Annotated in this window: 12 protein-coding genes; 7 read left to right on the plus strand and 5 right to left on the minus strand. The window is 55.4% G+C overall.

Annotation, left to right across the window (positions count from 1 at the left end):
* Positions 1-4: 4 nt before the first annotated feature.
* Both ADG72_RS00220 and ADG72_RS00225 read right to left on the minus strand, forming a co-directional pair.
* Positions 5-307: a hypothetical protein gene (locus ADG72_RS00220; protein WP_048711313.1), complete on the minus strand. Its 303-nt coding sequence runs from the start codon at positions 305-307 to the stop codon at positions 5-7.
* Positions 304-4,380, minus strand: a complete 4,077-nt coding sequence (locus tag ADG72_RS00225; RefSeq protein WP_048711314.1) for a hypothetical protein — start codon at positions 4,378-4,380, stop codon at positions 304-306. Before ADG72_RS00225 ends, ADG72_RS00220 begins: the two co-directional genes overlap by 4 nt.
* A 115-nt stretch (positions 4,381-4,495) precedes the next feature.
* On the opposite strand from ADG72_RS00225, the gene ADG72_RS00230 reads away from it, so the two are divergent.
* Entirely contained in the window at positions 4,496-6,184 is a 1,689-nt protein-coding gene (locus ADG72_RS00230; RefSeq protein ID WP_048711316.1) for a formate--tetrahydrofolate ligase, read from the plus strand.
* Between the two features lie 314 nt (positions 6,185-6,498).
* The gene (locus ADG72_RS00235; RefSeq protein ID WP_048711318.1) at positions 6,499-9,531 is read left to right on the plus strand and encodes a hypothetical protein; all 3,033 of its coding nucleotides are present in this window, start codon (positions 6,499-6,501) and stop codon (positions 9,529-9,531) included.
* 59 nt (positions 9,532-9,590) lie between these two features.
* Here ADG72_RS00235 and ADG72_RS00240 read toward each other — a convergent pair whose 3' ends face one another.
* Positions 9,591-10,028, minus strand: a complete 438-nt coding sequence (locus ADG72_RS00240) for an Ohr family peroxiredoxin (protein WP_048711319.1) — start codon at positions 10,026-10,028, stop codon at positions 9,591-9,593.
* Between the two features lie 102 nt (positions 10,029-10,130).
* On the opposite strand from ADG72_RS00240, the gene ADG72_RS00245 reads away from it, so the two are divergent.
* From ADG72_RS00245 to ADG72_RS00265, 5 genes are all read left to right on the plus strand, one after another.
* Entirely contained in the window at positions 10,131-11,099 is a 969-nt protein-coding gene (locus ADG72_RS00245) for a DMT family transporter (RefSeq protein ID WP_048711320.1), read from the plus strand.
* Positions 11,100-12,893, plus strand: coding sequence for an HSP90 family protein (locus tag ADG72_RS00250; protein ID WP_048711322.1), 1,794 nt, complete (start codon positions 11,100-11,102; stop codon positions 12,891-12,893).
* A gap of 26 nt (positions 12,894-12,919) precedes the next feature.
* Complete coding sequence (locus tag ADG72_RS00255; protein ID WP_048711323.1) at positions 12,920-15,955, plus strand: tetratricopeptide repeat protein; 3,036 nt, start codon at positions 12,920-12,922, stop codon at positions 15,953-15,955.
* Between the two features lie 177 nt (positions 15,956-16,132).
* The gene (locus tag ADG72_RS00260; RefSeq protein ID WP_048711324.1) at positions 16,133-17,875 is read left to right on the plus strand and encodes a pyruvate dehydrogenase; all 1,743 of its coding nucleotides are present in this window, start codon (positions 16,133-16,135) and stop codon (positions 17,873-17,875) included.
* 346 nt (positions 17,876-18,221) lie between these two features.
* On the plus strand, positions 18,222-19,790 hold the full coding sequence (locus tag ADG72_RS00265; RefSeq protein WP_009408146.1) for a molybdopterin-dependent oxidoreductase: 1,569 nt from the start codon (positions 18,222-18,224) through the stop codon (positions 19,788-19,790).
* Between the two features lie 525 nt (positions 19,791-20,315).
* Here ADG72_RS00265 and ADG72_RS00270 read toward each other — a convergent pair.
* Both ADG72_RS00270 and ADG72_RS00275 read right to left on the minus strand, forming a co-directional pair.
* A complete protein-coding gene (locus ADG72_RS00270; RefSeq protein ID WP_048711327.1) occupies positions 20,316-21,617 on the minus strand; it encodes an Ig-like domain-containing protein in 1,302 nt (433 codons plus the stop codon).
* Positions 21,618-22,030: 413 nt separating this feature from the next.
* On the minus strand, positions 22,031-23,338 hold the full coding sequence (locus tag ADG72_RS00275) for an Ig-like domain-containing protein (protein WP_048711329.1): 1,308 nt from the start codon (positions 23,336-23,338) through the stop codon (positions 22,031-22,033).
* Positions 23,339-23,464 lie beyond the last annotated feature (126 nt).

The following is a 23,464-nucleotide window of genomic DNA, read 5'->3' on the forward strand; positions in this document are numbered from 1 at the left end:
ATAGCTAAATCCGCGCTTGGGAGTGCGGGGGGACGTTAGCGGCGAGGCGGGCAGTATTCGACTGATCCGCCTCGCCAACTATATGCGCCTTATCCAGAGCATCCTGGCGTTCTTGGTCGGAAACTCGATCTTCCAGAGAGGTTGGGATCCCCCGCGAAATCAGCTTTTCATCGACCTCGTTGACGAAAAGCACACGCCTGCGCTTCCGCGCGCGCGTCGCATGTTCTTCGGATCCCGCAGAGTTATCTCCACTTCCTAAATCCGGCTCATGAGAGTGCGAGTGCATCGCCTCAAAAGGGTCACTCACTTACTATTCCTGCGAATCACATGGCGCAAGACCGCATCGGTCTGTGCGCCGCGACGAGTCAATCCAAGTGCACGCCAGAGCTCATCAACTGCCTCTTCTTCGCCGCGCTCAACACCATCGGATGCCACCCACAGTGCGACCTCATCCAATTGGTCATCGCTATAGGCCGCCAGCGGCAAACCACGTGCAATCGCGGGACGCTCTCCACGCGCGCTATCAGCATCGTTTTCAGACTCAGCCACGGCCTCGTTCTCACGAGCATCCTCAACCAACTCATCACGGCGCTGACGAGCCTGCGAGGCCTCGTCGTCCTCCTGATCCTCATGCGACGCCTCGGAAGAAACAGAAGCGAAAGCATCTTCTTCTTCAGCTACGCCAAACTCAGCGTCAGGATCCTCGGGAAGTTCAAGGACTGGCGCGGCGGGACCGTTGATCTCATCAACTGCATCCAACACCAGCTGGACAATGCGATCCGTTTCCTTTGCCGGGTCAATGAAGACGGCCATCGACAATGCGATATGCACCTTCCACCCCTGCTCCTCAAGCATCGATGGCCACAGGCGATCGCGCACACGTAATGAAGGCTGAGCAACATACTCATCGTCATCAGTAAGAACCGCGAGAAGCAGACGTCCCGGAACCTCGGGATGTCCAATTGCAAGGGGGATCCGCAAACCACCGGGAATACCGATATTTGCAACAACCTCAAGACCCAAGCCGTACAGACGATCCGCTAGGTCGATGAGCAGACGATCCGGCTCAATCTCCAGGGTCGGCCATGCATCAATACCCACACCCGACTGCCCTTGAGCAATCTCTAGCAGATCAACCAGCATGAGCGCACCGCGCTGGGACAAACGCGAAGTATCAATCTCTTCGGGTCGAATCGAAGAGACAACAGTCAGATCTCCGCGCACCGAGCGCAAGACATCGGCCATTGCTCCCGCACCCGCAGGGGAAGAGAAAACACCGAAGTGGTGAATAACGCGACCGTGAGGAGTCTTCGCGAAACCAACCGAAATAATCACGTGGTCGCGACCTAGGCCTCGTGCACCATCGGGGTCGACAACCACGAAAGGTTCCACACGCGCGGGATCAAAGAACGAGGCCAAGCCAGGCTCAGCGCCGATCGTGCGCGTTAGTTGAGCGCGGATCCGCTCAGCGTGCTGTGCATTCAACGCGACGACAGCAAGAGAACGATCGGGGGTTGAAGTCGCGTGCTCAAGAACAGCCTCGACAACGGCATCAACTTCCACGGAAGTCGACTCAACGGCCTCGCTTCCCGGAGTCGGCATCCCTGTGCCCTCTGTCCACACCGCGGTCACCGGAGCACTGGCAGAAGTCCAAGGAACCGGAACACCCGTGTGATCAACGCGGTATCTGGCAAGAAGCAATGCCATCTGATCGTTCAAGCGCGTGGGGCGAACATCCATGCGCACCTGCGGAAGAACCTCGGCTAGGGCATCGACGGCATCCTCGCTGTGTTCCTGCGCAAGATCAGCAAAGACGACTACCTGCGATGCCCGCGAAATAATCGGAACCAGTTCTGCGATGGGGAGCTCATCGATGCCGTCCAAAATCACGATATCGACCTGTTGCTGCTCAGGCAGAATTTGGGGAACCAGCGTCGGGACCGTCAAAACCGCGGGAATAAGCTTCCACGACAAGGGGAATTGCGCGTACAAAGACGTCAGCAGATGCTGGTCTTGGACGGCCAATTCAAGAGCGCGCAACGCTTGCGGATCATCGGCCAAAGCCTGCGTACGTACCCGGTGCAGACGCGAAATGACCTGCGGGACCAGAGATGCGACCTGGCGGCGATCCAAATCGCGGCCCTCGATCAAGGTTTGCTCCAAAACGGCAGGATCAAACCCACCCAAGCGCGAATCGGTTGCCAGCATCAAGCCCAAGATCGATGCCCACCACGCTAGGTCGAGTTCGGCATCCAGTTGGTCGTCAGCAACATGACGCTGACGAAGATCTCGGGTCAGCGGTTCAAGACCAAGCTCGGACAGAGCCTTCAATACCGCAACGCGACGAGGAAGTTCGTAACCACCTTCGGGATCGCCGCTGAGCCTCTCGCACAGTTTCGCCAATTCGGCAATCGACATTGCCTCAAGATCACCATGAGCCGTCGCAAACATGGGCGTCAGATGCTCAAGATCTTCCGCAACATCTTGGGTCAGCTCCACAGCCTGCATCAGGTTCGACGGCAGTGTTGGCCACCCATCAGAATCGCAATGCTGACGCCATACATCGCGTCGTTCTTGGACGGTCAGCAGAGCGCGGTGAAGATCATTGACGTGGGTGCCCGGTCGGAGCATGTCCTGCGCTTGTTTAACCAAACGGACTCGCTGTGAACGTGACATCGAAATACCGTGCTCTTGACGCCATTTCTTGGAGGCGGTTGCAATCACCATATCGGCTGCAGAGCGCTCAAAGACGCGGGGCTGGAAGATATCCAGAACCTCACGAACACCCTCGAACATCGACAGCTGCGCATACCACTGACGCATGTCGACAGCGGGAGTGATCCCACTTTCTCCCGCAACCGAGGCCATGATGACTCGCAATTGCGGAAGCGTTTCCTTTGCCAGGCGATCGACTCGCTCAAGAACATCAGGAACCTGCTCTTGGGAACCAATGACGATCCCCTTCCAGGGACCAACCTGCGCTTGGCGAGAGAAAACTCCTAGGGCCGAGGCCTCGTGAAGAAGTTCGCGGGCACGCTCTCCCTGGTCGGAAGCAATCTCAAGAAGGACATCCTCGCCAAGGCGTATACGAGTTCGGGGCGCGGGCTTTGTTGCCGTCAGATCAGTCAGGACCTGAAGCGCATTGAAAGCACTGACACCGAAATTCTTGAAGGGACGGTGCAAATAGGTGGTGTAAGAAGACAGGGTTTGACGGATGGTACGCAACCGCGCACGCATCTGCGCAACTTCGGTCGTGTCTTCGACCGAGTTCGTGTCTTCGGCCGCATGAAGAAGCTTCTCCCCCAGCAGCGCATCGGTCGCATTCGAGCCATCAATGCGTACCGCAGCCTCATCGATACCGAGCTCACGAAGACGCCCGTGAACTGCAAGAGCGCGCGAGGGCGAACCTGCAATATGAACCAGTGTGCGTCCATTCGCGGCACTGTCGGCAATAATCGCGGAAATAAGAGCAGCATCATCTGCACCCGAAGGCGTATCGACAACGAAGGAATAGCCCTCTGCAACGGCCTCAACAACATCTTGTTGACGCGGGGTCAGATCGCCTGCACCGCGCTCCTCATCGGGGTCACGGTCATTGGGATTGGACTGGGGAAGGGGACCAGAGATCGCACTTCTAGCCGCTGCATCCCCAGCAAGAGCACGAATCACGCGGTTCTTCATCAAAACGGCAGGACGGTCAAGCTCGCGGAGCAAAAGCGCAGCTGGATGTTCAAAAATCCCAATTGTCAGTTCTTCACGAACATCAAAGTTCTCAAGAACTGAGGCCGCATGCCGCGCATGGTCCAAAACCACAGATGCAGAAAAACCGTGTGCCTGTGTCGACAGATGGGCAACTTCATCCATGTCGATGTGCATGCCTTTATCCGCGAGCGCATCTTCAAAAGCAGCGGAGAGTTCCATTCCATGACGTAAGGTGATAACGACGTCATCGCCATCAACGACCAGACGCAGCGGGCGAAGGAAAACGGGAGAGCTCTGTCGGGCTTCGCCGCTGCCCCACTGCGCGTGACCGATGGCAATGTGAATAGGGGCAACGCCGTGGCGCATCGCCATTTCGTGGGCGAAAGAAACCAGGGAACGTGCGCGCTCGAGAGCACGCTTATGTGCCGCACTTTCACGGATCAGGCTGGACAATTTCGTGGGTCGTCCGGCATAAAGCTGCGCCAGTCCTCCGGGGTGCGCCTCAGAGACGGTCAGACTTGGGAAAGAGTTCCCACCTTCCTGCGAAGTCAAAAGGCGCAGTTGCGCACGCCATTCTTGGACAACATGGTCGCTGGGTGCGCTCGGCGTTTCCGGGACGGTATCTACCGGTTCCCGTGAAGAATCTTGCGTCGATCGAGAAAAGAAATTAACGGCCACAAAACCACCGTAGTGGAAATGACTCCTTTGCCACGAGAGGGAACGCCGTAAGGCAACATTTTCCCACCACTCGGGCCACCGAGTCCGGCTGCCCGCAGTGACTTAAGCTATCCCCATGAGCACTGTTGCAACTGATTTTGCGTCCAAGCTTGAACCGCTGGTCGAATTGGCCAAACGCGCGGGTATTTCCAGCAAGCACCTTCTCCCCTACGGTTTTGATCTGGCAAAGATCGATCTGGCCGCTGTCGATGCTTCCGCTCCTCAACGAGCCCGCTATGTCGTCGTGACCGCAACCTCCCCCACCCCTTTTGGCGAGGGGAAAACGACGACTGCTATTGGCCTCGTTCAGGGGTTGGCACTTGAAGGCGCTAACGCAACTTTGACAATTCGCCAGCCATCAATGGGCCCGACTTTCGGCGTCAAAGGCGGAGCGGCCGGCAATGGCAAGAGCCAGGTCCTGCCATTCGAGAAGATGAATCTGCACCTGACCGGCGATTTCCACGCGATCACAGCTGCACACAACCTGCTGTCTGCAATGATCGATAACCACCTGCATCAGGGAAATGAGCTCCACATCAAGGAACGCTCCATCACGTGGCCGCGCGTTCTGGACGTCAATGACCGCTCTTTGCGCCACGTCGTCACGGGCTTGGGTGGCGCAATTGATGGCGTGACTCGTCAGTCGTCCTTTGATATCACCGCCGCCAGTGAGGTCATGGTCATCATGTCCCTTGCCACCTCTTACGCTGATCTTCGCGAGCGTTTGGGACGCATTGTCATTGGCCAAAATGAGGCCGGTGAATATGTCACCGCTGAGGACCTGAAGGCTGCGGGAGCAATGGCTGCGCTCCTTCGCGATGCACTCTGCCCGAACCTTTTGCGCACGACTGAGGGCAGCCCGGTCCTGGTTCACACCGGCCCCTTCGGCAATATTGCCACGGGATGCTCCTCGGTAGTCGCGGACCGCCTTGCTGGGCAGCACAGTGATTACGTGGTGACCGAGGCCGGTTTTGGTGCGGATATGGGCGCCGAACGTTTCTTCGATATCAAGTGCCCCGTGGGCGGTTTGCGTCCCGATTGCGCGGTGATCGTCACGACGGTTCGCGCACTCAAGTCTCACTCCGGTAAGTACCGCCTTGCCCCGGGCAAGCCCCTGCCCGATGCCATGACCGAGGAAAACGTTGAAGAGATTCGCACGGGCAGCGCAAACCTTCTCAAGCACATTGAAATTGTCCGCGGTTTCGGCCTGAACCCCGTAGTTGCAATCAATGTCTTCCCCACCGATCACGAGGCCGAGCTCTTAGAGATTGAGAAAATTTGTGCCGAGGCCGGGGTGCGTGTGGCTCGCTCCCTTGGTGTTGTTGAGGGCGGCGAAGGCGCACGCGAACTTGCGCGCGAAGTAGCTGCGGCCTGTGAAGAATCCGCCGATGCGCAGATTCGTCCTCTTTACGAAGATTCCGATTCCCTCGAAGACAAGATCGCAAAGGTCGGTGCAATGTATGGGGCATCGGGTGTGGATTACACTCCTGCCGCTGCGAAGCGTCTGAAGGAATACCAAGCAGCAGGCTTTGGTTCACTCAAGGTTGTGGTTGCCAAAACTCCGATGTCGCTCAGTGCCGATCCGCAAGCAAAGGGCGCACCTACGGGTTGGACCCTTCCCATTCGCGAAGTCCGTCTTGCAGCTGGTGCCGGCTACGTCTACGCAATTTCGGGAACGCTTTCAACGATGCCCGGTTTGTCGGCTCACCCAGCAGCAGAACGAATCGAACTGACCACCGACGGTGAAATCACTGGGGTGAAGTAAGCCTAAAAGAAACTGCACAGAAGGCTCCCTGTCGATCACTGCTTCATGCAGATCGACAGGGAGCCTTCTTGTTGATTGAGCTCAGGGCACTATTAGATGACCAGAGGGCATCCCGAGCAGTGAAGCATCACCTCGGGCGCCTTATTCCCGTGGCACGCACCTTTGTCCCTCACGTAGAAATTGCGCGCCTATTGCACACTTAAACTCTGCAGAAACGCTTCATAAGCACTCCCTGAACTGCTCTTTTATCTTCTCCATCACATTGGATTTATGATCATCTCATCTAATTTCCTGCTTGCTTTCAGAAGGGATCAATGATGAGCACCGTCCAGGAAGTGAAGGACATTATCGATCGCGCAGCGAAGATGCCGTGGGGGCCCGCGTGCAGTGCCGAGCTTGCGCGCGCAGTGGTGCTCGTCGATTCCTTAGAGGGCGAAGAAGAGCTACGCATCGAGACCTACATTCAGCTGGCTACCGCCTATCAGCAGGGAAATGAAGAATGGAAAGCACTGGCACCCACGGCATGGCTCGTCACGAAATTCGAGGAGAATCCCAGTGCTTTCGACGCGGATCAGATCAAATCCTTAGCCTGGTTGTACAAGAACGCCGCGAGCGCAACAGGACGCAACCCCGCAGTATCGAAGGAGCAAGCACAGGAGCTCTCTGAAGGCTTCGGGAAATTCATCCAGGATGAGGGATATTCAATGCATGCGGTCCACGGAGTCCGTTTCGCCCTCGCACTACGGATGGGTGATCCCGCGGCCGCCCATGAAGAATTGGTGAAGTGGCGGGCAACCCCACGCGATGAGGTTTCTGACTGCGTCCAATGCGATCCCGAACGCCAGATCACCGAGGCCGTTGTCGCGAAAGATTGGGAACGTGCAGTTGCGACAGCGGTACCTTTGCTCGACATCCGCGAGGGCTGCGGAAATCAGCCTGCAGGAGTCCAAGCCCTGTCAATGATTCCTCTATTGATGTCAGGGCGTCCCGAAGCTGCCTGGGAATGCCACGTCCGTTCCTATCGCCAACATCGCCGCAACGCAGAGTACATGGATCTTTTGGGACAACACATGGAGTTCCTTGTGCTCTCCGGGCGTTGGCAGCGTGCGCTCGATATCCTGCGCGACTCCATTGCAGTAACCTCCCGCGCGGAAAGCGCAGCCCTTCTTTTTGATTACCTGAAGGGCGGCGCCTTGGCGGCGCGCGAGGCCGTCGACCGAGGTTTAGGAAAACATGCTTTCCGCGCGCTGTGTACTGGGCAATCTCAGTGGTGTCAGGGTCCTCGTTTGGATGTCAATACCTCTTTGGAAGATGTTGCATCAGGACTCAAAGAATGGCTGTTCTCTGTTGCTGCGCTCTTCGACGCGCGAAATAGCAATGATTTTTACACGGCCTCTGCTGGCGAAGTTCTTGATGAAGGTCCAGTTACTAGCGAAGCAGAAGAACGCGCACAAAAAACCTGGTCTTTTGAGGTTGTGGGCGAACGCGAAGTCCTTCCCGAAGCGATTTCAAGTAGTGACGTCGATGAAACACCGAAGTACTCCACGCGTCGCATCAAACAGGAGAAAGTGAAAACCACCGATGACACGAATCCCTACCCGCGTGTTGATCTAAGGCCCTTTACTCCCCCGGCCTCGATACAAGAAGCCTTCAATCGTTTCTCAGCGCTTTCGGGCACAACCGGTTTCGATCCCGAACGCCAGTTCGTCGTCGACCACGCAACTGTTATGAACGAGTCAGTTCTGGATATCAATTTCAGTCACGCAGGCATCATGGACTACTACATTTTCGCTGTTGTCGTCCTCAAATTGCACCAAAATTTTGATGCTGCTCGCAGGCTTCTCGACCAGGCAGAACAGACGGTTAGTGCACTGAAAGATGACACGTCTATTGTTTCTCCCGGTTTTTTCTCAAAGCTACGGGGACGCCGCGCTCAGCTCACTCGCCAGCAGCTCAACCTTGCATGGATCAACCTCCAAAGTTCTTCCTGCGATGTCATGTATTTCTCCATTCGTGATGAGGAAATCCCCGAAGAAGTAGTGACTCATGCGATGGCCCGCATCAAGAACGCTCGCGCATTAATCGAAGAAGTGGTCCCCGAGCTGAATCGCAATCAGGGAACGGGGAAAGACATTCAGCTCGTTAGCCTCGTTCTCAGCCAATGCGCATCGATTGCGACAATGTGCAAAAACTTCGATGACACTGAGACGACCTACGCACTGTGGGAAAACCTCGAGAGGGCCTTCACTCGTTTTGCACCTTCAAAGAAGCAAGTTGCGCTTGAGCTTCTTTTGGAATATCAGGAATTGGAGCTTGGACGCGAAAAGTACATGGCGGCATGCCAATACGCTGACCAGGCTCTGCGTCTCAACGATCTGTGCGATCCCTATACCGCCCTCATATCGCGAGGGACGATTTGCTCGGCTTCACTGCAGGCACACCAACCTGACGAGGCTCTTGCCCAAGCCAAGCACCTCAATGACGTCATTCATGCCTTCCCAACCGAGGTATGGAACGTCAGTGCCGCACGACTTTTTTCGCAAGCTCTTGCTGAAAAAGATCGATTCACCGAAGCAACTGAAATCCTTGAAGAGGCCTTCAGTACTCTCAATGATTCCCCGTATATCAAAATGCGCTTGGCCGGAGCTGCCCCAACTTTGGCACACCTCTACCTCTGCATCGAGGAATACCAAGACGCCTACGACCTTGCGATGAAGTATTCCGCCGTCCTGCGACAAAACGAGATGTATCGATCGGCTTTGAGCCTTGCCGATACCGCCTCCAATGCGGCGAAGGAGCTGGGGAATTACATTGCCGAGGCCGACGCTGCGGATCTTGCGGCAGAATTGAGCCACGAATGGAAAGAGTACTTCAGGGAGCATCAGTACCTTCGCCGCGAGGCAGCGGCAATGGTCAAAGGACCGCACGTGGGAGAGGACGATCTTGAGCGCGCTCTGGCTGTTCTAGAACGAGACCGTCAGCTCATCGCCTCAATCAAGACGGAGTTAACTGAGAAACAAGTAGCCATATCGCATGCCGAAAACAACTACACCTTGGGGTGGGTGACCCTAAAGGCGGGCAAACCGGTTGAGGCTATGGACGCTCTTCGCGAATCAATCGCATGCTTCCGTGCATACGAAGAATATGACGAGGCCGGTTATCCGATGGAAGTTCTTGCACGTTGCTATTACATGACGGGGAATTTCGATGGCCTGCGCGAGTGCGTCGACGAACTCACTGAGATGACAAAGCTACCCTCGATGAAACCCACTAGGTTGAAGTCGCTCATTCGCGCGATCCAAGAACTCATCGACGAGGAAGACCCCGGGGCTCAAGATCAGTCATAGATTCGCGTGTTTGTGGGGGCAAGGCTCATATGCGCTTACCCCCACAACCGCGAGTAGTTTTAGGACAGATCCGTTACTGCCAAAACCGAAACGGGAACGTTCCCAGCAACCGCCTTTGAATAGGGGCAAAGCTGGTGGGTACGCTCAGCCAATGCCTGCGCTTGTGAAAGCTCAAGACCTGGAACTAGAACGCGGATATCAACAGCAAGGCCGAAGGATTCGCCCTCTGGACCGATTCCGACGCTCACAGCGACCTTCGAATCGGTAACATCGACTCCCGCTTCCTTTGCGGCCAAGCCAAGAGCTCCCTGGAAGCATGCACCATATCCCATGGCGAAGAGAGCTTCAGGATTTGCACCACCACCGGGTCCGCCAAGAGCCGGTGGCATACGCATATCAAGGGTGAGATCAGGGTCAAAAGAGTGGGCCTGACCAGAACGACCACCCGTCACCTCAGCGCGGGCGGTGTACACAATTTTCGATGGTGTATTGCTCATGACGCCATTGTGTCGTTTTTGTCCGAATGGCGCACTATATTTAAGCCGTAGGAGGAAAAAGAATAGAGTGGAGCGCATCGAGTACCACCGCCAAGGAAGACCATGAATACGCGCACTCGTGGATATCTCATTACGATCCTCGCCTCAATTGCCTGGGGCTTCTCGGGAGTCTGTAGTGAATTCCTGATGAAGGATTATGGCGCGAACCCCTATTGGCTCACCGCGATCCGAATGCTTCTTGCCGCACCGACTACGATGGGCTTCCTTCTCTTTAAAGACCGAGGTTTCTCCGCCTTGCACAAAAGCCTCCTGCGAAACCGTCGTTCCTACCTGCCGATGGTGATTTATTCGGTTCTCGGACTAGCAGGCAGTCAATTGACCTACGTGGTCGCGATCGGCTATTCCAATGCGGGAACGGCAACGGTTATTGAATTCCTTGGCCCCATCCTGATTGTCGTTTTCGTCTGTATCACCGTACGCCGTCTTCCGAAATACACCGAGCTCTTTGCCATTACTTTTGCTTTATTGGGCACCTTTATTCTGGCAACCCACGGGAAGATCGACTCTCTGGCTATTTCCACCGATGCCTTGTACTGGGGTCTTGCCAGCGCGATCGGTTTCGCTCTCTACACGCTGATCCCCGTCAAACTCATCCGCCATTACGGCAGCGAGCTGGTCGTTGCTTATGGCTTCATCATTGGCGGGATTATTTTGGGGCTCGGTGTTCGAGTCTGGTCCTACTCCATCAAGTGGGATTTCATGTCGGTGATGGCCATGGCCGGACTGGTCTTAGTTGGCACAACCTTCGCATTCACGCTGTTCCTGCAGGGAGTCGGCGATATCGGCCCGGTACGCGCAAGTCTCATTTCCTGCCTTCAGCCAATTTCCGCAACTTTCTTTTCGTTCCTTCTTGTTGGGACCCATTTCACGCTTATCGATATCGCAGGTATGGCTTTAATTCTGGCAGGCGTTATTATTGTCAGTCTCAAGGATCTTATTTCCGCAAAGCGACAGGATCGTCGTTCTTCTACCGCAACGAGCGACGAAAAGGCAACATCAGAGGGGAAGTGAATGTCGACATTCCAAGTGGACCTCAGAGGGATGGTTGACCTTCTCTCCCGAAACCTATATTCCGGTCCGCGCGTATACATTCGCGAACTCCTCCAAAATGGCCTCGACGCTATTGAGGCCCGCAGTGCACTGGACCCTGACTGCCCGCGTCGCGTCACCATCACAATTGAAGGGCGCACCCTGAAGTGCCGCGATAGCGGAATCGGACTCACAGAACAGGAAGCTGCGGGACTGCTCTCAACTATTGGCGCCTCATCAAAACGTGATGAATTAGGAATGGCTCGCAGTGATTTCCTAGGCCAGTTCGGTATCGGCATGCTCTCATGCTTCATGATTTCCGACTCAATCACCGTTTACTCGCGTTCGGCTAAGTCTCCCGACTCCCCCACCGTGATCTGGGAAGGGAAGACGGAAGGCACCTACACCACACAGCCCCTCCCGGCCTCGGACCCCCACAACTTGGGTGAAGCCGGTACCGAAGTGGTTCTCGAGGCCCACCCCGGCGAGCCCTGGATCGATCCTGATACCGTGCGAGCCCTGGTCGACGAATTCGCCTCGCTTCTTCCGATTTCAATTGAAGTACGTTCCGATTCCGCGTCAACTTTCCATGGGAATGAGACGCCGGTATGGGAACTGGAGCCTTCGCAGCAACAGCAGTGGTGCGATGAGCATCTTGCCTCCTCAGGGATGGACATTATCCCCATCGATGTTCCCGCCGCCGGAGTCAAAGGTATCGCGGTTGTTTCGCAGCGCCCGAATACGCTCTCCAGCTCCAACCACACGGTATATGCAAAGAAGATGCTGGTGTCGCGAACCTGCGAAGGAATCGTTCCGCAGTGGGCGTATTTCGTTCGTTTCATTGGGAATGCAAACTACTTGCGATTGACCGCCTCCCGCGAGCAGCTCAGCGACGATGAGCTCTTGGAAAACACCCGCGAGGCTATTGGAAGTGAGATTCGCGCCTGGCTCGAGGAAATGGCCGAACACTCACCTTCGCGTTTTAACGAGTTCATTTCCACCCATGCGATGGGATTGCGTGCCGTCGCTATGCGCGACCCTTACATGCTTGACCTCACCGCGCGTTATGTTCCCATGGAAAGCACAGTCGGAGCCGCTCCCATACTGACGCTCCTCTCCTTAGAGGAGACAATCCGCTACACGCGTACCGTCGATCAGTACCGAGCCTTAGCCGATGTCGCCGCCTCACAGTCCATAGTCTTGGTGAATGCGGGCTATGCCTACGACGAAGAGCTCATCAATGCGCTGATGACGGATCCCCGTTACTCAACCTTGGCGCAGAAACTTCAATTGGTCGATCCCTCAGAGCTGCTCGACGCCTTCGAAGAATGTAGTTTGTCAGAGCAGGCCGAGGCCATGGACCTCATGCTGCTCGCTGCAGAGGCGATCGACCCCTCTGATTGCGAAGTGGTGCTGCGCCGGTTCACACCAATCACTCTGCCGGCACTCTACCTGCCCGACCCAGACTTCGCGGAACGCCACGTTCAGCGCAATTCTCAGGCTCAGGCCTCGAAACTGTGGGCGGGAATCATGGGGGTTACCGATCCCTTCGCAAATTCCAAGCCGCCCAGACTGGTACTGAATCGTTCGAATTCATTGGTGACGCGATTGATCGTGGCAAGCAGCTCCCCGCAAACCGCCGTCAGTGTCCTGCGCGGACTCTACGTCCAGAGCCTCTTGGCGGGACGTCAAACTTTGGGGCCCAAAGAAAGGGCTTGGGCGGCACAGCTCCTCGGCTCACTACTCGATTCTGCACTCGGCACAGCCGACAACTAATTCTCCAACGCTCGGAAGGACCTCCCATGCCAAACGCTGAAGACGTACGCGAACTCCTCGACTACACCTCCCAGCTTCCATGGGGACCGGCGCGTAGTAGCCAAGTCGCACAGGCGGTTGTCTGGGCGGACGCACTGGAGGGCGAGGCTGAATTGCAGATCGATGCCTACCTCGCTCTGACTTTGTCCTATCAGCAGGGCAATGAAGAATGGAAGGCACTGGCTCCGGTCTCACTCCTTCTGAGCCGCTTTGAAAAGAACTCAGTGGACTTTACTCCCGAACAGACCGAAGAACTCGCATGGCTTTTCAAGAGTGCGGTGGCCGCTGCAGGCCGAAACCCTGCGGTCTCGATTGACCAAATTGATGAACTGATTACCTCGCTTGCGACCTTCGTATCGGGCCAGGGGTTTTCGATGCACGCAGTTCACGGAGTACGCGCAATGGTTGGCTTGCGAACTGGGCGTCTGGATGACGCCCGCGAAGCACTGACCTTGTGGCGCTCTACGCCGAGCGATCAGATTAGCGATTGCGAAGGCTGCGACCCCATGAAGCAGATTAACGAGGCCGTCGCCCGCAAGGATTGGGAACGTGCAGTAGCTACCGCAATGCCGCTTTTCGACGAGGAGGGCGCCTGCGGAGCTCAGCCCCACGGAATCCGAGCCAAAGCAATGATCCCGCTGCTAATGTCGGGGCGTCCCGAGGCCGCGTGGGAAGCGCATATTCGCTCCTACCGGCACCACCGCGGTGTTGCCAACAGCATCGATTACATCGGGTTACATCTCGAATACCTCGTGCGTTCAGGACGCTGGCAACGCGCCTTAGAGATTCTGCGAGACAGTATCGGCATGACCTCTTCTCTTGAGAGTGCGTCGCTTCTTGCCGATTATCTTCCGGCTGCTGCGCTGACGGCTATCGAGGCCACACGACGCGGCCACGGCAATGAACCTTTTGGAGCCCTGTGCACCGGCCAGTCGCAGTGGTGCCAGGGACCACAGCTCGATGTCAATACTCCTCTTTCCGAGACCGCCGCAAAGCTCTCGCAGTGGGCATTGGATGTTGCTTCTCTCTTTGATCAGCGTAACGGGAATGACTACTACACTCGTTTAGTGCGTGAGATTCTTGAGGCTGGACCAGTCGACGAACAGGCAGAAACACGCGCGCAGGGCGAGTGGCAGTTGGAGCTGGTTGGTGAGCGCGAGACGATGCCCGATCCTCTGTCAACTATCGAAGGTGAAGACTTGCCCGCGCAGCGGGTGTCATCCCGCAGTGCTCGCGCACAGGCCGAGACCATTGACCAGTCAAACCCCTATCCACCCATTGACTATTCACTGCCTCCTTTGCCGACGTCGATGCAAGAGGCTTTTGATCGCTACGCTGCACAGACAGATGTCATCGGCTACAACGTGGAGACCAATCTTTTGACAGATTGGTGTCTGGTCAACACCTTGGATGTCGATGAGCTGCAGTTTGACGAAAACGATCCTCAAGCGGCTCTTTCCTTTGCGAGTTTTTCGAAAACTCTTCTGTCTTTGCGTAAAGAGCACGAGAAGTTTGAGTCCGTCTATGAGCGAGTAGCGCCAGTTATTCATTCAATGCCTGAAGGCACTCCCCTACATACGCCCGGTTTCTTCGCGAGGATTTTCGGGCGTTCGCAGGCCTCCTTCAGTCGCAAGGAGCTGACTACCACGCAGCTGGAATTACTGCGGTATTCCTGCGAGCTCGATCGCTACTCATGGCTCGGTATGGATGCGCCAAGCGACCTTCAAAAGAACGCAGTGGCGCTATGCGACGCTTTCGTCTCTCAAATTGCTTCCATGACGTCAACACTGAACCGAGGTGCAACGAAGGCCGAGGATATTGCAGCAATCATTGATTGCCTGTGCACCTGTGGCGAAATCTTCCTTGATTCAGAGAAATCAAAGCAAGCACTCAATGCCCTTCACACGATCGAATCCCTCAAACCCGCTTGCCTGCACAGTGGTACCAGCGAGTCAGCATTCATGCGCACTCTTAGCCTAGAGGGTGCACAGCTTTACCTTGAAATCGACGACTACCGTCGAGCTGCTCAGCTGGCTGACAAGGCTCTGCGTTTAGAGACTCACTGCGACCCCTACACGGCTTTCTTTGCTCGATTGATCATCTGTACTGCCAGCATCAAGGCCTACGAATCAGCCGAGGCTGTTTCTCAAGCATTGCGCCTGAGTGAAATCATCACGCGCACACCGCTGCGATCCTTGGGATTGTCTGCCGCGACAATCATCTCGGATGCATTCGAAGGTGTACACCGTATCGAAGAAGCAATTGAGCTTCTCGAGCAAACCATTTCTCGGGCAGGTGATTCCTCCTTCGCCCGACTTCTGACAGCGCTCATTCGTCTGACCCTGGCAAGCTACTACCTGTCCATCGACCAGGACGAAGAAGCCTACGAAGCCGCAATGGAGGCCATTGACCCACTCGTCGCAAGCGGTAACCTTCGCACTGCCTCGCGCGCGGGATCACTAGCCAACGATGCCGCAAAGCGACTGCACGATCGTCCCAAGCGACTAGCCGCGATCGAGCGCGCTCTTGAGATCGCAAAAGAGTTCAAGGCTCCTCACGATGTCATTGCTCTGACTCGAATGGCTGCAAAGGCTTACGTCGACACCCCAACGGGGAAGGTGTCGGAAGCCGATAAAGAACGTGCCCTTCAAGCTGTAGATGCCGGATCCACGTGGCTCGATTCCTTCACTGAGCAAATAGATCCTCAGGAGATGACTTTCCTCCGTGCTGGAATTACCTACATTAAGGGATGGGTGTACATGACATCCCACGATCACTATCCGGCAATTCCACTTCTTCAAGAAGCTTTCGCTCTCCAAAAAGAGATCAAGGACGCCGAAAACTATGTCTTCCCACTGGCTGCCCTTTCTCAGTGCTATTCCGAACTTGGAGACACTGATGCGCTGCACAATCTGCTGATCGAAGTGAAGGAAACTATTAAGACCACTTCCCTCCACTCTGGAAAGCTCCGCACTCTTGCCCGCGAGATCGAGAAGGAACTCAGCGGCCAAGACGAAGCATGAGGGGAAGACTTCACCTAACTGGGAAACGCTGACAACCCAGCTTCGTTCTTTGCCTCACTCTCGCAAAGTCCTAGGACTTTGGTCGGTGTACGCTGGTTTTGTTCGGAGCAGATCGTGTTTATTGGGGCTGGACGCCCAGACTTCACGGAATGCTCACTCAAAGACCAAGGAGCGACTATGAACGTTGCAGAGCAGCTTGTCTCCCAACTGATCGACGCTGGTGTCCACCGCGTCTACGGCATTGTTGGAGACTCACTCAACCCCATTGTCGATGCAATCCGCAAGTCTGGCGGCAGCAAGAAGGGCGGAATTGATTGGGTTCATGTCCGCCACGAAGAGGCCGCTGCTTTCGCTGCGGCCGCTGAAGCACAACTGACCGGAAAGCTTGCAGTTTGTGCAGGCTCGTGCGGACCGGGCAACCTTCACTTAATCAACGGGCTATACGATGCACAGCGCTCCGCTGCTCCCGTTCTGGCAATCGCCTCGCATATCCCCAGTGTTCAAATCGGCCAGATGTACTTCCAGGAGACCCACCCCGATCGCTTGTTTAATGAGTGCTCGGTTTACAACGAGATGATTTCCAGCGCCGAGCAGGCTCCGCGCGTCGTTAACGCTGCAATTCGTCACGCTGTTGAGCTTTCTGGCGTTTCAGTCATTAGCCTTCCCGGTGATGTCTCCGACCTGAAGGCAACTTCTCCTTCACCGAAATACGTGCCTTCCCGGCGGCCCGTATTGAGCCCTAATGAGGAAGACGTTCGTCAGCTCGCTGATGTTCTCAATCGCGCGAAGAAGGTTGCAATCTTTGCTGGCGCTGGTGTGGAGGGCGCTCATGACGAGGTCATCGAGCTCGCCGACGTTTTGAAGGCCCCGATTGGCCACACCCTGCGTGGCAAGGACTTCATCCAGTACGACAACCCCTTCGATGTGGGCATGACGGGCCTACTGGGTTACGGTGCAGCAGCTGAGGGCATGAATGATGCAGATGTCCTCATCATGCTGGGCACCGACTTCCCCTACGATCAATTCCTGCCTGACACCTTCACCGTCCAGGTCGAAAACCATCCGGAAAAGCTGGGACGCCGTACCGATATTTCGCTCCCGATCCACAGTGACGTCAAGCCCCTGATCACAGCGCTCTTGCCGTTGCTCGATCGAGATCGTTCAGATGCTTTCCTTAAGGCCAAGGTGAAGAAGCACTCGAAGATCATGCACTCCCCCATTGGCGCTTACACGCGCAATGCGGAGCACATGAAACCGATTCACCCCGAGTACGCCGCTCACATCCTCAATGAGGTTGCATCAAAGGATGCGATCTTCACGGCTGACACGGGCATGTGCAATGTGTGGACCGCACGCTACATCGATCCACTTGGCACCCGTCGTCTCATCGGCTCTTTCTTACACGGTTCGATGGCCAATGCGCTTCCTCACGCAATCGGTGCGCAGGTTGCTTTCCCGAACCGTCAGGTTATCTCTGTTTCCGGCGATGGCGGCCTTTCGATGCTCCTTGGCGAGCTGGTAACCGCACGCATGTACAACCTGCCCATCAAGGTTGTTGTCTTCAACAACTCGACTCTGGGCATGGTGAAACTCGAGATGTTGGTAAACGGCCTGCCCGATTACGGCACCGATGTTCACGACGTGAACTACGCGGAAGTCGCAAGCGCAATTGGTTTGCACGGCGAGCGCGTCACCGAGCCGACTCGCTTGCGCGGAGCGCTCCAAGAGGCCTTCGCATACAACGGCCCCGCTTTGATCGAGGTCATGACCGATCCGAATGCGCTCTCACTTCCGCCTGAGATCCGTTCGGGACAGGTAATTGGTTTCGCGACCGCAATGAGCAAGATTGTCCTCAACCGCGGTGCTGGCGAAGCTGTCGCAATGGCAACTTCCAATATGCGTAATATTCCGCGCCTGTAAGCCTGAGGGAGCTTTCTTAGTTTCCTCATAACGCTTCTTCTCCTTGACGAGGCCGTGGCTGGGTTGCGTGCACTTCTTCGCACACCCTGCCACGGCCTCGTCAATTAGGACAAAAGTCCCGAATCGCTTTTGGCACCCTTATCAAGAATTTCAACCAATAAACACAGTTTTCCGCAGCTTAAAAACTATCGTCTTCATTCTTCCTAAAATCGTTATTTTCTTGCAGAAGCATACGATTGTGACAAATTGAGCTGGATTCGTAAATAAATTCGGTTTTTTCCTTTTTTATGACGAAGGCGTCCTAAACTGAAAGTGTCACCGTGTCAGAATCAACTAAGGAATCACCATGTCGCACTCATTTATTGCAGTCGCGAATATCGTGAATGGCGTTGATCTAGATACCTTCCCCGCCTGGCTTCGAATTACCCACTTCATCAACTTCATCATGATGGGGTTCCTCATTCGATCCGGCTGGGAAGTTCTAGCATCTCACCCGCGACTGTACTGGAATAACCACTGCACCCCCGGCTCTGAGTGGATTAAATTCACCAAGGACAAGGTTTCGACCGTCCCCGGCGAGTTCACCGCTCGCGACGATCAGCGCAGTCTTCACCCGCTGATCTCCCTCCCCGGACGAGGCGAAATTGGACTCGGACGCGCATGGCACGCCCTAGTTACCTCAATCTGGTTGCTCAACGGCTTTATCTACGTTGCTCTGCTTTTCGGAACCGGTCAGTGGCGCCGCATCGTCCCGACGTCATGGTCGATTTTCCCCGAGGCCTGGGAAAGCGCCAAGATCTACATGGGCTTGCAGATCCCTTCGATCGAGCACTTCCAGCCCTATGACGCACTGCAGAAGCTCATGTACTTCACAGTTGTCTTCATCGTTGCACCTTTGATGATCGCAACCGGACCGATCATGTCTCCAACCTTCGCAGGGCGCTTCCCCCGCTACGTCAAGCTCTTCCACAACCGTCAGACGGCACGTTCCATTCACTTCCTCGGAATGGCTTTCTACTGCGTGTTTGTGGTGATTCACGTGGCCCTGGTTTTCGTGGTTCACCCGCAGTACAACATCGCACACATGATGTTGGGCGAGAACTACAACGACATCACTGCAGCGCAATTCGCCCAAGCGGTGACGATGCTCATCCTTGGAATTGTTTTTGCAATCGCTCTTTGGATCGGCGCATCCTACTGGTCATTGAAAGATAAGCGCCGCGCACAGCGTCTGGTCTGGGGAGCAACCCAGCCTATCCGCTCGCTCACCCTCGACAAGATGCACTCTCGTCAGGTCAAGACTGGCACCTTCACCGAAGACGATATTTCGCCTTTCCACTGGGTAAACACTCGTCCCCCGACACGCGAACAATCCGAAGAATGGGTTGAAATGCGTGAACGCGGCTTCGAGGACTACCGCCTGGAGATCGGCGGTTTGGTCGAGGAAGAGAAGTCCTTCTCGATTGATGAGCTCAAGGCACTTGGCCACGTCACTAACATCACTATGCACACCTGCATGCAGGGATGGACTGGCATTGCAAAGTGGGAAGGGATCCGTTTGAAGGACGTCTTAGCTTTGGTGAAGCCAACTGAGGGCGCACGCTACGTTATGGTCACCTCCTACGGACATGTGGGGCATATGTACGACGGCGGTCCGACAACTCCGTACTACGAGTGCCTAGAGCCTTCCATGGTTGACGATGATGAATGCATCCTCGCATGGGCAATGAACGGTGAGCCCCTGCCCGACGTTTACGGCGGTCCCCTGCGTCTGCGTGCTGATTCTCAGCACGGCTACAAGATGGTCAAGTGGGTTCACCGTATCGAATGGATCCACGACTACCACGATGTCGGTGATGGCCAGGGCGGTTCCCGTGAGGACTCCGGCCTGCAACACTTCGATGCGCGCGCATAAAGCGCCGGGTGTTGCTCCGGCCTGCCTACTCCACATGAAGTCAGCAAATACAACGGGCTACAACCTGTATCCTGGCGCGACTTCATGTGACAGACCTAAGAGATCAGGCAAGCGGATGACGTAAGACGCCTTTGTTCACAATATGGGGGGCGCTGCCAATTTGATTGGCAGCGCCCCCCATTACTACATGCACGCACTTATGCGGTTTTCTCCGTCTTCCTGCTAGCCGCTCCTCCTCCCCTACCGCCCAGAGCCTGCCACGTCTTTATCCGCACAGGACCCAGGCTTCAAACGGCCCTATTCCGTCACTAACATGCCCACTCCGTCGCTATGCGCGGCTAAGAACGCTTAGATGCATATCGCTACACATTCAGACTCACCAACAACACTGGTGGGCTCCATCTATATAGATGGAGCCCACCAGTACGTGTACTGCGTTTACGCCTGAGACATTTCTCTTGATCGAGGGGATCTGCTCTTCAGGCACTCAACCTAGGTTTTAAAGCCGCAGCTTTAGACTTGCTCTCAGGCCTGCTGACGACGACGCATCAGCGCAGCACCCAATGCCACTCCCAGCACACCCAAACCAATCGCGGGAGCAGTCATAACACCTGTACGGGCCAAGGGAGTCTTCGGCGAAGGGGTGGTACTGGTCGAGGGAGAAGGCGTGGCCTCGGTCGTCGACACAGAGGGAGACGGGGTCACCGTGGTTGCCGGAGGAGTCGCCACAGGAGGAGTCGTCACCGACGGAGTAGGCGGAGTCGTCTTCAACTGACCCTCAACGTTTCCCCAACCGACTGTTTCAATCTCAATGTTCTTAACAGCGGTTTGACCATTGATCACCGCAGTGTTCTTGAAGACGTTTCCGATCTTCAGCCCCTCAGGGGTGTTGAGCTCGGTGTAGTACTTGAGCTCATAAATGGCGTCATCGCTAGCCTTGGGGAACGAAGCGACAAAACCGTTAGCAGTTTCAGTCATTGTGAAGGTGCCACCATCGATGGAGCCTCCCACCCACACCAGCTGACTGGGACGCTGGTGGTAGGGGTCGTTGCGGTAGGCCTCGGTGGTATTCCATTTCAGCAAACGCGCCTGCTGGTTCTTCTTGCCATCATTAAAGAGCTTATAGCCACCGTTAGCGGTATCAAATGTGTCAGTCACTGTAATGACCGATCCTTGCACCGATTTGGCGGGAATGTGAATCTCCCAGGTGAAACGCTCGTTGTGGCCTTCATGCAGCTGCCAACCGTACTTCCAGGGCTGCTTGGGAACCCAGCTGTACTTGTTGGAAACGACGTTGCCGCGATCGATCTTGGCCTCGATCGTGACCGAGTGGCCAATCGTAAAGGTGAAGCGATCCGTCGTTGTGGTCATCGCCATGTCGGCTCGGACGTGGATATCACCCTTGGCGTTGATGTGAGTCTTGACGTAATCGGTGAAAACACAGTTGACGATCTGTCCAGTGCCCGCGGGGACCGAACATTTGAGCGCAACGCCGCCACCGTTCTTGTCAATGACATCGAAGTTTGCACTGCGCGTACGCAGTTCTCGAGGGAGTTGGATCGTCAGGGTGTCGCCCTCGGCAACGTTCTTCCCTGTCGTATCGAAGGTTAAGTCTGCCGAGAACTCGTCCCAAATTATGTTCGGGCCAGTCGAGCTGGACTCATTTTTCATCGATACACCGGTCACCACACCGTTCACTTCTGCTGCCGAGGCCGCGGGTGAGGTGGGGGCGAATACGCTGAGTGCGCCGGCACCGAGCAAAGCAACTGTGAGCGCGCCAGCGAGAGGAACGCGACGCAACTGCGCGCGCGTAGCTTCGTTATTCATGACGTATGTGTCTTTCTGGAGGGATGCCGCTTAAGCGGCTAAGCCATTTCAGGCTAACACTTTCATCTTCAGCTTTGGTCAAGCGATTATTTCGCAAACAACAATGCCAATTTCAGGAAATGCGCAGAATATCAACGATCTACGCATCCAACATCAGCAATTTCCCCGATACATTCCTGAATATTCCTGAGTAAATCCCAGTTATTGACACAGTGTTAGAGATTCGAAATCTCCAAGTTAAGCAGCATTACAAATTCGCGTCTTTCCGGTTAGATAGAACTGACCACCAGCACATATTCGTGCAAATCACCCAGATAACAATGTTTCTAGATAAAGTTGTGGGCCCCATCCATAAGGATGGGGCCCACAGTTCAACCGTTACTTCTCAAGAGAGAAGCGCACTTCGTTCAGACTTAGGCCGGCTGACGACGACGCATCAGTGCAGCGCCCAATGCCATTCCCAAGGCACCCAAGCCGATCATGGGAGCGGTCATAACACCGGTATGTGCCAAGGGAGTCTTCGGCGAAGGAGTGGTGCTGGTCGAGGGAGAAGGCGTGGCCTCGGTTGTCGACTCAGAGGGAGAGGGGGTCACCGTGGTAGCGGGAGGAGTCGAGGTCGAGGGAGCAGGAGGAGTCGGGCGATTCTCACTCGAGAGGTCACCCCAGCCAACCGTATCGATCGCGATACTGTGCTCAGCGGTCATCCCATCGACATCAGCCTTGTTATTGAAAACGTTTCCGGCCTTCGCATTTTCAGGAACATTGAGCACCGTGTAGTACTTGATCATGTAGTAGGCGTCGCTGTTCGAGTTCGGGAAAGAAGCAACGAACCCGGTCGAGGTCTCGGTCATGGCAAAGGTGCCACCATTGACCGCACCTCCCACCGGAATGCTCTCGTTGTACTTCTGGTGACTCGGGTCAGCCTTGAATTCCGCAAGCGAATTCCACTTGAGCAAGCGGGTACGCTGCCAAGCATTCGGATCCGTTGAGGGGTCATTGAACAGCTTGTAACCGCCATGAGCAGTGTCGAAGGTATCAGTCACCGAAATGGTATCCGAGTGAATGTTACGTTCTGGGATGAAGACCTCCCAGGTAAAACGTTCATTGTGTCCCTCGTGCAGCTGCCAGCCGTTCTTCCACGGAGTATCGGGAGCATAGCCAACCGCATTCGGAACGACGTTGCCATGCTCAATATCTGCAGACAGCGTAATGTCATGACTCAACTTGAACTCAAAGCGAGTTGAAGTGGTCGCGCGCGTAACGTCCGCCAGGACATGGATATCGCCCTTCATGTTGATGTGGTTATCTGCGTAGTCCGTAAACGCACAGCGCAGCGTCTGTCCCTCGCCATTGGGGATGATGCACTTCATTGCGACGCCACCGGTGTTCTTATCTGTGACATCAAAGGAGGTGGCACGAGTACGCAAGTCACTGGGAAGTTGAATCGTGATCGTGTCAGTTTCCGCAACATCCACACCAGTCGTATCGAAGCTGAAATCCATGGTGAAGTTATCCCACACACGGTTGGGGCCATCCGGAGTCGAACGGTTCTTCATCACGACGTTCTTGACGACCTGATCGACCGCAACGGGATAGTGATCAGCGGCTTGTGAAGAAGAAGCGGTAACGACAGACATCACGCCGGCTCCGGCAAGCGTGCACGCAAGAGCACCGGCAACCGAAGCGCGACGCGCACGCGCGCTTGTAGCATTGAAAATCATGAAGTCATTTCTTTCTGGAGGGTTGTCACACGGGTGACCAAACATTAGAAGAGTATCACGCCCACATTCAGCTTCAACTCAGGTTGCACTGTTAACAACATCAGAGTTTTTGCCCATAATCTACGG

Source organism: Trueperella pyogenes, from assembly GCF_001070855.1.
GTDB lineage: Bacteria > Actinomycetota > Actinomycetes > Actinomycetales > Actinomycetaceae > Pauljensenia > Pauljensenia pyogenes_A.